Below are 11,831 nucleotides of genomic sequence, written 5' to 3'. Positions count from 1 at the left end.
CTCAGGCCTGTTGCACAAAGGTCAGCCTCACGGCGAAACCGATCAACAGGCTGCCGAACAGCCATTGCTGCACCCGTTGGGCCGAGGGACTGCGTTGCAGCCACCGGCCCAGCGCCGAGCCGAGCAGGGCGTAGGTGCTATCGAACAACAGGCCGGCGCCGACCAGCACCGCGCCGAGCAGCGCAAATTGCGCGAGCACCGGCCCGGCGTGCGGGTCGATGAACTGCGGCAACAGCACCGAGCAGAACAACAACGCCTTGGGATTGAGCAGGTTGGTCAGCAAGCCGCGCTGCACCGACTCATGCCAGCGCGGTGGTTCGGCGGTTGTCCCAGAGCCGTTCAGGCTTGGCAGCATGGTGGTGCGCAAGCATTGAATACCGATCCACAACAGGTACGCGGCCCCGGCCAGACGCACCACGTCGAAGGTCCACGGCGCGGCTTTGAACAGCGCCGCCAGCCCCAGCGCCGCCAACGCCACATGACAACCCCGGGCAATGCCCAGCCCCACGGCGGTGGCCAGCGCCGCGCTCTTGCCGTGACGGGCGCCGGTTTGCAGCAGCAGAATCATGTCCGGGCCGGGCAACAGGTACACCACCGCCAGCGCCATGAAAAACATCCACAATCCCGCCATGTTGCACTCCATTCGTTGTCGATTTGGTAGGGGCAGTCTAGGGCCGGAGGGCAGGGCAGGTGCTTGCGTAGTTCGCTTCTAAAGGCGTTGGGTTTGGCATAACCTGCCACGTTATGACGCCTCGACAATCAGGATCTGCCAAATCATGAAACTGGACGCCTACGACCGCAAGATTCTCGCCGCCCTGCAACGGGACGGACGCCTGAGCAATGTGCAATTGGCCGATGAAATCGGCTTGTCGGCGTCACCGTGCCTGCGTAGGGTGCGGATGCTGGAAGAGGCGGGGGTGATTCGCGGCTATCAGGCCAACCTTGATCGGGACGAAGTGGGGCTGGGGCTGACGGTGTTTGTCGGGGTCAAGGTCGAGCGTCACAACGATGAACAGGCTGACGCCTTTCGCGACGCGGTGACGGCGCTGCCCGAGGTGATTTCGGCGTTTCTGGTGTCCGGGGAATCGGATTTTCTGCTGCAAGTGGTGGTGCCGGACTTGCGTGCCTACGACCGGTTCCTCACCGGGCGATTGCTGAAGTTGCCGGGGGTGAGTGACATCCGCAGCAACTTTGCGATTCACACGGTGAAGACGCCGGGGGCGTTGCCGCTGGGGCATTTGCCCGATTAGAAGCAAAAGATCGCAGCCTTCGGCAGCTCCTACAGGGTTTTGTGTACACCGTAGGAGCTGTCGAAGGCTGCGATCGTTTGATTTACATCTGCGTCGCCATCCCCTCCACATTCATCGCCGCCTGGCGCAACGCCTCGGAGCGGGTCGGGTGCGGATGGCAGGTCAGGGCGATGTCCTCGGCGGAAGCGCTGAATTCCATCGCCACGCAATACTCACCGATCATTTCGCTGACGCTCGGGCCCACCAGATGCACGCCGAGGATTTCGTCGGTGCGCTCATCGGCCAGCACTTTGGCGAAGCCTTCGGTCTCGTGGTTGATCTTCGCCCGGCTGTTGGCGGTGAACGGGAATTTGCCAACCTTGTACGCGCGGCCCTCAGCCTTGAGCTGTTCCTCGGTCTTGCCGACGCTGGCCAGCTCCGGTTTGGTGTAGATCACGTTGGGGATCAGGTCGTAATTGACCTCGCCGGCCTTGCCGACGATCTGTTCGATGCAGGCCATGGCTTCGTCTTCGGCCTTATGCGCGAGCATCGGCCCGGACGTTACATCGCCGATCACCCAGACGCCTGCCGCTTCGGTGTGATGGCCCTTGTTGGCGAGCATGCCGCGTTTGTCGGTAGCGAGGCCGACGTTCTCCAGGCCCAGGTCTTCGGTGTAAGGCCGGCGTCCGATGGCCACCAACACGTAATCGGCTTCCAGTAACTCGGCGCTGCCGCCAGCGGCGGGTTCGACGCTGAGCTGCACGCCGTTGGCCGAGGTGGTGGCGCGGGTGACTTTGGAACTCAACTTGAAGCTGATGCCTTGCTTGGTCAGCGAACGTTGCAGGGTTTTACCGGCCTCGCCATCAACACCGGGGCAGATGCGGTCGAGAAATTCGACCACCGTCACCTGAGCCCCCAACCGCCGCCAGACCGAGCCCAACTCCAGGCCGATCACTCCGGCGCCGATCACCACCAGATGTTTCGGCACTTCGGCCAGGGACAGCGCGCCAGTTGAATCGAGGATGCGCTGGTTATCAATGTCCACGCCGGGCAGGGGCGTGGGCTCGGAGCCGGTGGCGATGATGATGTCTTTGGCGCTCAGTTCGGTCTTGCCGCCCTGACTGTCGGTCACGGTGACCTTGCCCGGCCCGTCGATGTGGCCCCAGCCCTTGATCCAGTCGACTTTGTTTTTGCGAAACAGGAACTCGATACCTTTGGTCAGCCCGGCAACGCTTTCGTCCTTCTGCTTCATCATCTGCGCGAGGTTGAGCGTCGGTTTGACCTCGATCCCCAGGTTGGCGAATTCCGCGCCCATGGCCGCGTCGTAGAGTTCGGAGGCGTGCAGCAGCGCCTTGGAGGGCATGCAACCCACGTTCAGGCAGGTGCCGCCGAGGGTGGCGCGGCCTTCGACGCACGCGGCTTTGAGGCCGAGTTGGCCGGCGCGGATCGCTGCGTTGTAGCCGCCGGGGCCACCGCCCAGAATCACGACGTCATAGGTGCTCATGCTTGTACTCCTGGAGTGAAGGGGACCGGATGGGTAAACGTAGTTGCTGGTAAAAATTACGAACGTAATATGTGCATTCCGGTGCATTTCGGTCAAGGCTTCAGCTAAGCGACAGGTTGTGCACCTTTGAATAGAACGATTTAGAACGGAAATTTCACCACTTTCGTTATAAGGTAACGAGATGTGACGGGCTTCGACGTCAGCAACGAATAAACACTGGGGTGGTATGCAAGTCGATCTAGATGTCGATGGAACGCAAGTAGCCGGTTTGCCGCGCTTTCAGCAGGCGTTGTTTCATGGGCGACGATTGCGTCAGTACGCAATCGGTTTGAGTGCTGTGGCGGCGCTAGGGTTGCTGCTGGCGTTTTTCACCGGGCTGTTTGCACCGCAATCGCTGTGGGCGGCGCTGTTGGTCAGTCAAAGCGCCGGTTTGCTGGTGCTCGTGGCGGGCCTGCAATCGGCGTGGTGGGTGACTCACTGGCGCGCGCAGGCGCTGAACCCGGCGCAATCGGTGCCGGTGGTGATCGACGCCGACGAAACCGCTGAGCCCCAGGGCGGCTACGAGCGCCTGTTGGATAACCTCGGCCAGCGCTGGCAACACATGCTGGCGCAGATCGGTGCGCCGACCTTGTGGCTTGGCGGTTGGGCGCTGCTGGCGCTGTTCAGCCTTGAGCAATTCTGGAACCTGGCACTCACCCCCGCTGCGCTGGGCTTGTCCGCCAGTGTCGGTGCGGTGCTGTCGTTGTTGCTGGCGTTCGGTTTACTGGTGCTTGAGCGGCAACTGGCCCAGGAAAATCCCGCCGAATGGCCTGAAGCGGGATCGCTGGCGCAACTGACGCGGGTGGCGATTATTTGCCTGGTGTTGAGCGCGTTGTGCCTGCTGTTCGGCAATGACACAGCGGTGTGGCCGGTGCGTCTGGCGGTGCTGATCGGTTTGCTGCCGGGGCTGGTGGCGGTTGAGTTGCTGCTGCGTGCGGTGCTTTCGCTGTTCAGCCCGCAACGTGAACAACTGGAACCGTCGTTGCTGGCCCGAAGTTTTGTCGCCGACATGCTGCGCTGGCCGCCGCAACCGTTGCTGGCGTTGCAGCACGAGCTGCACAACCGCTTCGGCATCGACCTGCGGCAAATCTGGGCCTTCACCTACATGCGCCGGGCGTTTTTGCCAGTGCTGGCGGTGGTGGCAATCGTCGGTTGGGCGCTCACCGGTATTCACGAAATCCCGTTGCAAGGGCGCGGCATCTACGAACGTTTTGGCAAACCGGTGGAGGTCTTCGGCCCGGGTTTGCACGCCGGTTTGCCTTGGCCATTGGGTCGGGTGCTGAGCGTCGAGAACGGCGTGGTCCACGAGTTGGCCACCAGCGTCGGTGAAACATCGGTCCCGGTCACGGCTGAGCCCGCCGAAGGCCCGGCCCCGGCGATTGCCAATCGTTTGTGGGACGCCAGCCATGTGAACGACAAATCCCAAGTCATCGCCAGCAGCCGCGCTGACAAGCAGAGCTTTCAGATCGTCAACATGGACGTGCGCTTCGTCTATCGCATTGGCCTGACCGATAAAGACGCGCTGGCCGCGACCTACAACAGCGCCGATGTCCCGACGCTGATTCGCAGCACCGCGAGCCGGATTCTGGTGCACGACTTCGCCTCGCGAACCCTCGACGGTTTGCTTGGTGAAGACCGGGTAGGGCTGGGCGAAGAGATTGGCCAAGCCGTGCAGGCCGACCTGCACAAACTCGACAGCGGCGTGGAAATTCTTGCCACCGTCGTAGAAGCGATTCATCCGCCGGCCGGTGCCGCCAACGCTTATCACGGCGTGCAAGCGGCGCAGATTGGCGCTCAGGCCTTGATCTCCCGGGAACGCGGCGCCGCAGCGGAGGCGACCAACCAGGCACAGTTGCAGGCCAGCGTTGCTCGCGACCAAGCCACCGCCAGTGCCCGGGAAATCAACGCGACGGCCCAGGCATCCGACCTGCGATTCAGCGCCGAGCGCAAAGCCTACGCCAGTGCCGGCCAAGCCTTTGTGCTGGAGCAATATTTCACTCAACTGACCCAGGGCCTGGCCAACGCCAAGTTGCTGGTGCTCGACCATCGTCTGGGCGGCAGCAGCAATGCGCCGACCATCGACCTGCGTACTTTCACGCTGCCGGCTGACCCCGCGCCGGCGCGTAATACCGCTCAGCCAGGAGCCACCCATTGAGCCAGTCCCCTACTCACGATCACGATGACCACACTGGCCACGATCACGGCCATGGCGGGCATCATCATGGGCATCACCATCATCACCACGGTGATCCTCAAGAGGCGGGCCCATTCCCGTGGCGGCGCATGGGTTGGGCGGCGCTGCTGGTAGCGTTCGCCATCGCGGCGGCGAGCCTGGTGCAAGTGCGTTCCGGGGAGGCCACGGTGATCACCCGTTTCGGTAACCCGTCGCGGGTGTTGCTCGAACCGGGGCTGGGGTGGCGTTGGCCGGCGCCGTTCGAAGCGGCGATTCCGGTGGACCTGCGACTTCGCACGACGTCGAGCGGTTTGCAGGATGTCGGCACGCGGGACGGTTTGCGCATCATCGTTCAGGCTTACGTGGCGTGGCGGGTGCAGGGTGATCCGGACAACGTGCAGCGTTTCATGCGCGCCGTGCAAAACCAGCCGGATGAAGCCGCGCGGCAGATTCGCACTTTTGTCGGCTCGGCACTGGAAACCACCGCCAGCAGTTTTGATCTGGCCAACCTGGTGAACACCGACGCCAACCAGGTGCACATCGCCGATTTTGAAGCGCAGTTGCGTCAGCAGATTGATCAACAGCTGCTCACCACCTATGGCGTGCGCGTGCTGCAAGTCGGCATCGAACGCCTGACGTTGCCATCGGTGACCCTCACCGCCACGGTCGATCGTATGCGCGCCGAGCGTGAAACTATCGCCACCGAACGCACCGCCATCGGGAAGCGTGAAGCGGCGCAAATCCGTTCCGCCGCCGAGCGAGACGCACGCATCGTACAAGCCGACGCCACGGTGAAAGCCGCCGACATCGAAGCGCAATCCCGGGTTGAAGCCGCGCAGATTTACGGCCGTGCCTACGCCGGATCGCCGCAGCTCTACAACTTGCTGCGTTCGCTCGACACCTTGGGCACGATTGTTTCACCGGGCACCAAACTGATTTTGCGCACCGATGCCGCGCCATTCCGGGTGTTGGTTGACGGGCCGCCGAGCCTCGATAACAAGTCCGGGTCGCAGCCATGAATTTGGTTCCACGTGGAACAAATGAGTTAAGCAGCCCCTGGATTCAGGCCGGGCGTCTGGCTTTTTTGGCGCTGTACGCGGTGACGGTACTCGCCGCATTGGCTTGGGCGTTCTCCAATGTTCGGCAGATTGATCCGCAGAACCGTGCCGTGGTGTTGCACTTCGGCGCGCTGGATCGCATTCAGAATGCCGGTCTGTTGTTGGCGTGGCCGCGTCCGTTTGAACAGGTGATTTTGTTGCCGGCGGCGGATCGGGTGATCGAGCGGCGGGTGGAAAATCTGCTGCGCAGTGATGTGGCTTTGCAGGCTGATCGCGTGGCCACGTTTGCCACACCGCTCAGTGATGCACTCGCCGGCTCCGGTTATTTACTGACCGGTGACGCTGGTGTGGTGCAACTGGATGTGCGGGTGTTTTACAAAGTCACCGCGCCGTACGACTTCGTCCTTCAAGGTGAACATGTGCTGCCAGCGCTGGATCGGCTGGTCACCCGCAGCGCCGTTGCACTTACCGCTGCCCGCGATCTGGACACCATTCTGGTCGCCCGTCCTGAGCTGATCGGTGCCGACAACAAAGCGGCCGAACGCCGCGAACGCTTGCGCGGTGATCTGGTGCAAGGCATCAACCAACGCCTGGCCGAACTGACCGCGACGGGGCAGGGGATCGGCATTGAAGTCGCCCGCGTCGATGTGCAGTCGAGTTTGCCCGGCCCGGCAGTGAACGCCTTCAACGCCGTTCTGACCGCCAGTCAACAAGCCGACAAAGCCGTGGCCAACGCGCGCACCGACGCCGAGAAGCTGACTCAAACCGCCAACGAACAAGCCGACCGAACGCTGCAAGTCGCCCACGCCCAGGCCAGTGAGCGATTGGCCAAAGCCTCGGCGGATACCGCGACCGTATTGAGCCTGGCCAAAGCCCAACAGCAGGGCACCGACCCGCAAATGCTGCTGCGGATATACCGCGAGCGGATGCCGAAGATTCTCGGCCAGGCCGGGTCGGTGACCACGGTCGATCCGAAAGACGATTCCCGCCTGATCATTCAGGGAGCTGCACAATGACTGCCCACACCGCCGCCGCACCGAGCATGTTGTCCTCGGCCGAGCAACGCAGCGCCGCGCGTCAACTGACCCTGGCGATGCTCGCTCTCGGCTTGCTCGGGCTCGGTTTGATCTGGCGCTGGTTCTCCCCGGAGCAGACCGGCGTCAGCCAATTGCTGCTCGGCTTCGCCTCGGTACTGGTCGCCGTGCCGGTGATGCGTTCGGCCTGGTACAGCCTGCGTTATCCGAGCCTGCACGGGATCACCGATCAGTTGATTGCCTTGGCCATGCTCGGTGCCTGGGCCACCGGTGATCTGCTCACGGCGGCGCTGCTGCCGATCATCATGATCTTCGGCCACGTGCTGGAAGAGCGCAGCGTGATCGGTTCCCAGGAAGCGATTCACGCCCTCGGCAAACTGACCCGCAGCCACGCGCGTAAGGTTCAGGCGGACGGTGCCATCGTCGAAGTCGACAACGGCACGCTCAGGGCGGGCGACATCGTCGAAGTGCGCGCCGGGGATCGGGTGCCGGCGGATGGTCGGGTGTTGTCCGGTCAGGCGAGCCTCGATACCGCTTCGATTACCGGCGAATCCGTACCGTTGGAAGCGAACGTCGGCATGACCGTATTCGGCGGCGCGATCAACCTCGATGGCCTGCTGCGCATCGAAGTGACCCTTACCGGCAACGAATCGACCCTCGGTAAAGTTATCGCGCTGATGCAAAGCGCCGAGCGTTCCAAGCCACCGATCACCCGTTTGCTGGAGCGTTACGCTGGCAGCTACATGGTGCTGGTGTTGTTGCTGGCCGCCGTCACCTGGTTTGTGACCAATGATGCCCAGGCGATGCTGGCGGTGTTGGTTGCGGCGTGTCCGTGTGCGCTGGTGCTCTCGGCTCCGGCCACGGCGATTGCCGGGGTCGCGGTGGCGGCGCGTCACGGCATTCTGATTCGCAGTTCGGCGTTCCTTGAAGAGCTGGCGGACCTCACCTCGTTGGTGGTGGATAAGACCGGGACGCTGACCTTCGGCACCTTGCGCCTGCAATCCATCGACAGCCCGTTGGAGGATCGCAGTCACGTCCTGAAACTCGCCGCCAGCCTCGGCTCGGCAAGCAGTCACCCGGTCAGTCGGGCGCTGGCCAGCCTGGTCACCCAGGAGCATTTCCTGCTGCTGTCGGACATCCACGAACGCCAGGGCCTGGGCGTGGTGGCGATGACCGAGCAGGGCGAAGCCGCCCTCGGACGCCCGGAGTTGTTCGCACAGTTGGGCATCGACACTTCCGCCGTGCCGGATCACGACGGACCGATTGCGGGCCTGGCGCTGAACGGTGACTTTCTTGCCTGGCTGTTGTTGGCGGACACCGTCAAACCGGAAGCGCGTTTTGCCTTGAACGAGTTGCGCGAGCTGGGTTTGGGTCGGCAATTGTTGCTCACCGGTGATCGGCACAGTGTCGCGCAGACATTGGCGCGGGACGTCGGTATCAGCGACGTCGAAGCCCAGGCGTTGCCCGAGGACAAACTCAATCGCGTGATGACGGAAATCGGCAACGGCTTTCGGCCAATGGTGGTGGGCGATGGCATCAACGATTCCCTGGCGCTGAAGGCCGGCGTGGTCGGCGTGGCGATGGGCGCGGGCGGGGCGGACATTGCCTTGGCGTCGGCGGACATCGTGCTGATCGGCAGCGACCTGCGGCGGCTCGGCACGTGTGTGCGGTTAAGTCGCCAGTGTCGGCAAACACTGCAAGTGAACGTGATCATCGGTCTGGGCTGGACCTTGGCGATTGTCGCGTTCGCGGCGTTCGGCTGGCTCGGCGCGGCGGGGGCAATGATCGCGGCGCTGCTGCACAACTTGAGCACCTTGCTTGTGTTGGGTAACGCCGGGCGTTTGCTGCGGTTTCAGGAGCCTTTGCTTAAATTGAAGGACGAGCCGCTCTAAACCGCAGGATCGGCTCGATTCAAAATTTTCAGAACTGTGTGCCCACTTCGTAGTCATCTAGGGTGTGGGCCATTGTTTTTGGATTCACGACGGCTGTGGCGAGCGCCGCGAATTATAGAAAAAGGCTATTAATTCGATAGCCTGCTATTTTTCAAACATGGTCTACCCTCAAATCAGACGTCTGAAACCAGGGGGATTGACCATGCTCGCGCAACTTCCACCGGCCTTACAGAATCTGCAGCTACCGCTTCGCCTGCGACTCTGGGACGGCCATGAATTTAATCTGGGCCCGACGCCCAGCGTCACCATTGTGGTCAAGGACCCACAAATGGTTACCCAGTTGACCCATCCCAGCCTCGACGCACTCGGAGCGGCGTTTGTCGAAGGCAAGCTTGAACTCGAAGGCTCGATCATTGATGTGATCCGCGTCTGCGATGAGTGGAGCCAGGCATTGTTGGGTGATGCCGACAGTCAACCGGTGCGCCTCGTCCATGACAAGGAAACCGATGCCAAAGCCATTTCGTACCACTACGACCTCTCCAACGCCTTTTACCAACTGTGGCTCGACAGCGACATGGCGTATTCCTGCGCGTATTTCGAGACGGGCAGCGAATCGCTGGAACAAGCCCAGCAAGCCAAGTTCCGTCACCTGTGCCGCAAGCTGCGCCTGCAACCGGGGGATTACTTGCTGGACGTCGGTTGTGGCTGGGGCGGATTGGCGCGGTACGCGGCCCGGGAGTTTGGCGCGAAGGTGTTCGGCATCACCCTCAGCAAAGCGCAGCTGGCCCTGGCCCGTGAACGAGTTAAAGAAGAAGGACTGGAGGACCTGGTTGAACTGCAACTGCTCGACTATCGGGATTTGCCCCAGGACGGGCGTTTCGACAAGGTGGTCAGCGTCGGCATGTTCGAACACGTTGGCCATGCGAACCTCACCGAGTACTGCAAAATCCTGTTCGGCGCGGTGAAGGAGGGCGGTCTGGTGATGAACCACGGGATTACCGCCAAGCACACTGACGGCCGTCCGGTGGGACGCGGTGCCGGTGATTTCATCGAGAAGTACGTGTTCCCCAACGGCGAGCTGCCGCACCTGTCGATGATCTCCGCCGAGATCAGCGAAGCCGGGCTTGAGATCGTCGATGTCGAAAGCCTGCGCCTGCATTACGCGCGCACCCTCGACCACTGGAGCGAACGCCTGGAAGACAACCTGGAAGCCGCTGCCAAAGAAGTGCCGGAACAAGCGTTGCGGATCTGGCGGTTGTACCTGGCCGGCTGCGCTTACGCGTTCGCCAAAGGCTGGATCAACCTGCACCAGATCCTCGCGGTGAAAGCCCACCCGGATGGCAGCCATGAACTGCCCTGGACCCGCGACGACATCTACACGCCTTAAAGGATCGGTGAAATCAGCCGGGCGACCCGCATGCCGACTTGTTGCAGGCGGTGGGTCTCCCGGCTTTCTTCTTTGGCAATTTCGTGGGCCTGGGCGAAGTCATCGTTGAGCATCTGCTCCACCTCGGCGGCGAACACGCTGTCGACGGTCAGCAACATCACTTCGAAATTCAGCCGGAACGAACGGTTGTCCAGGTTGGCGCTGCCGATGGCGCTGATTTCGCTGTCGATCAACACCACTTTCTGATGCAGAAAACCGGGCTGGTAACGGAAGACGCGCACGCCTGCGCGAACCGCTTCGAACGCGTAAAGGCTGGAGGCGGCGTAGACGATCCGGTGATCCGGGCGCGACGGCAGCAGCAAGCGCACATCGACCCCGCGCAGGACGGCCAGGCGTAATGCGGCGAACACCGCTTCGTCCGGGATGAAGTAGGGGCTGGTGATCCACACCCGCTCCGTCGCCGCGTGAATGGCTTCGACGAAGAACAGTGAACAGGTCTCGTAGGAGTCCGCCGGGCCGCTGGCGAGCAATTGACAGAGCACTCCGTCGTCCGGGTACTCGTCCGGCAGGATCAGCGGCGGCAGTGAACGCGCGGCCCAGAACCAGTCTTCGGCAAAGGATTCCTGCATGCTCGCCACCACCGGCCCGCGCACTTGTACGTGGGTGTCGCGCCACGGGGCGAGGGGCGGTTTCTCGCCCATGTATTCGTCGCCGACGTTGTGCCCGCCGACAAAACCGAGCACGCCGTCCACCACCACGATCTTGCGATGGTTGCGGAAGTTGACCTGGAAGCGGTTGAGCCAGCCGCTGCGGGTGGCGAAGGCTTTGACCTCGACACCCGCGTCGCGCAACGTTTGCACGTAGCTGTGGGGCAACGAGTGGCTGCCGATGCGGTCGTACAACAGGTAAACCGCCACGCCTTCGGCGGCTTTTTTCAGCAGCAGGGTTTGCAGGCGTTGGCCGAGGCGGTCGTCGTGGATGATGAAGAACTGGATCAGCACGGCTTCTTTAGCGTGGCTGATGGCCTCGAAAATCGCCTCGAAAGTGGCGGTGCCGTTGATCAGCAGGCGTACTTCGTTGTTCGCCAGGCACGGCATGCGTCCCAGTTTCGGCATTGCCCTCAAGGATGCGTACGCATTCGATGCGCGGGCGGTCAGGGCTTCTTCCACCCACGGGCGCCAGTTCAGTTCGGAGATGGCTTTGCGCATTTCCTCGTTCGCCTGGCGCCGGGCCTTGATGTAACCATCGAAGGTGCTGCGGCCGAAGACCAGGTAGGGAATGAGCGTCAGGTAGGGAATGAACAACAGCGACAGGGCCCAGGCAATCGCGCCTTGGGCGGTTCGAACGGTCAGCACGGCGTGGATGGCGGCAATCAGGCCCAGCGAGTGCAAGAGCGCGATCAGATAGCCGAAAATATGCGGTCCAAAATAATCCATGGGGCAACCTTGCTCCTGAAGATTCAATGCGTAACAGACCATGTTCCGTGCAGAATGTCGCTATTTAATTGGCCCATGA

9 protein-coding genes are annotated in these 11,831 nt (G+C 62.2%); 6 read left to right on the top strand and 3 right to left on the bottom strand.

Translation table 11 applies throughout. The annotated features are described in order from the left end of the window. Position 1: 1 nt before the first annotated feature. The gene (locus V5E99_RS15820; protein WP_499803276.1) at positions 2-631 is read right to left on the bottom strand and encodes a LysE family translocator; all 630 of its coding nucleotides are present in this window, start codon (positions 629-631) and stop codon (positions 2-4) included. A 145-nt stretch (positions 632-776) separates the two neighbouring features. Here V5E99_RS15820 and V5E99_RS15815 point away from each other — a divergent pair, with 145 nt between their 5' ends. Continuing rightward, entirely contained in the window at positions 777-1,250 is a 474-nt protein-coding gene (locus tag V5E99_RS15815) for an Lrp/AsnC family transcriptional regulator (protein WP_499803275.1), read from the top strand. Between the two features lie 82 nt (positions 1,251-1,332). On the opposite strand, the gene lpdA is transcribed toward V5E99_RS15815, so the two are convergent. Continuing rightward, a complete protein-coding gene (lpdA, locus tag V5E99_RS15810) occupies positions 1,333-2,733 on the bottom strand; it encodes a dihydrolipoyl dehydrogenase (protein ID WP_499803274.1) in 1,401 nt (466 codons plus the stop codon). 226 nt (positions 2,734-2,959) lie between these two features. On the opposite strand from lpdA, the gene hflK (V5E99_RS15805) reads away from it, so the two are divergent. The 5 genes from hflK (V5E99_RS15805) (at position 2,960) to cfaB (ending at position 10,316) form a co-directional block, all read left to right on the top strand. After that, a complete protein-coding gene (gene hflK / locus V5E99_RS15805) occupies positions 2,960-4,927 on the top strand; it encodes a protease modulator HflK (RefSeq protein ID WP_499803273.1) in 1,968 nt (655 codons plus the stop codon). Beyond that, positions 4,924-5,964: a protease modulator HflC gene (gene hflC / locus V5E99_RS15800; protein WP_499803272.1), complete on the top strand. Its 1,041-nt coding sequence runs from the start codon at positions 4,924-4,926 to the stop codon at positions 5,962-5,964. Before hflK (V5E99_RS15805) ends, hflC begins: the two co-directional genes overlap by 4 nt. Beyond that, positions 5,961-7,019 (top strand): protease modulator HflK, encoded by a 1,059-nt coding sequence (gene hflK, locus V5E99_RS15795; RefSeq protein ID WP_499803271.1) that lies wholly within the window; start codon positions 5,961-5,963, stop codon positions 7,017-7,019. The genes hflC and hflK (V5E99_RS15795) overlap by 4 nt, the downstream gene beginning before the upstream one ends. Further along, the gene (locus V5E99_RS15790) at positions 7,016-8,929 is read left to right on the top strand and encodes a cation-translocating P-type ATPase (protein WP_499803270.1); all 1,914 of its coding nucleotides are present in this window, start codon (positions 7,016-7,018) and stop codon (positions 8,927-8,929) included. Before hflK (V5E99_RS15795) ends, V5E99_RS15790 begins: the two co-directional genes overlap by 4 nt. A gap of 202 nt (positions 8,930-9,131) precedes the next feature. After that, complete coding sequence (gene cfaB, locus V5E99_RS15785) at positions 9,132-10,316, top strand: C17 cyclopropane fatty acid synthase CfaB (RefSeq protein ID WP_499803269.1); 1,185 nt, start codon at positions 9,132-9,134, stop codon at positions 10,314-10,316. On the opposite strand, the gene cls is transcribed toward cfaB, so the two are convergent. Continuing rightward, the gene (gene cls / locus V5E99_RS15780) at positions 10,313-11,752 is read right to left on the bottom strand and encodes a cardiolipin synthase (protein WP_499803268.1); all 1,440 of its coding nucleotides are present in this window, start codon (positions 11,750-11,752) and stop codon (positions 10,313-10,315) included. The genes cfaB and cls overlap by 4 nt on opposite strands. Between the last annotated feature and the right edge of the window lie 79 nt (positions 11,753-11,831).

Source organism: Janthinobacterium sp. LPB2021202312-11-4 (genome assembly GCF_037049705.1).
In the GTDB taxonomy this organism is placed as follows: Bacteria; Pseudomonadota; Gammaproteobacteria; order Pseudomonadales; family Pseudomonadaceae; genus Aquipseudomonas.
Note: the sequence above shows the minus strand (reverse complement) of the source record. Positions and strands in the feature narration are given on the sequence as shown.

Bases quoted from the DNA above. Each gene is read 5' to 3' on its own strand.
- hflK (WP_499803273.1), top strand. From the start codon at position 2,960: ATGCAAGTCGATCTAGATGTCGATGGAACGCAAGTAGCCGGTTTGCCG.
- cls (WP_499803268.1), bottom strand. From the start codon at position 11,752: ATGGATTATTTTGGACCGCATATTTTCGGCTATCTGATCGCGCTCTTG.
- V5E99_RS15790 (WP_499803270.1), top strand. From the start codon at position 7,016: ATGACTGCCCACACCGCCGCCGCACCGAGCATGTTGTCCTCGGCCGAG.
- cfaB (WP_499803269.1), top strand. From the start codon at position 9,132: ATGCTCGCGCAACTTCCACCGGCCTTACAGAATCTGCAGCTACCGCTT.
- lpdA (WP_499803274.1), bottom strand. From the start codon at position 2,733: ATGAGCACCTATGACGTCGTGATTCTGGGCGGTGGCCCCGGCGGCTAC.
- V5E99_RS15820 (WP_499803276.1), bottom strand. From the start codon at position 631: ATGGCGGGATTGTGGATGTTTTTCATGGCGCTGGCGGTGGTGTACCTG.
- hflK (WP_499803271.1), top strand. From the start codon at position 5,961: ATGAATTTGGTTCCACGTGGAACAAATGAGTTAAGCAGCCCCTGGATT.
- V5E99_RS15815 (WP_499803275.1), top strand. From the start codon at position 777: ATGAAACTGGACGCCTACGACCGCAAGATTCTCGCCGCCCTGCAACGG.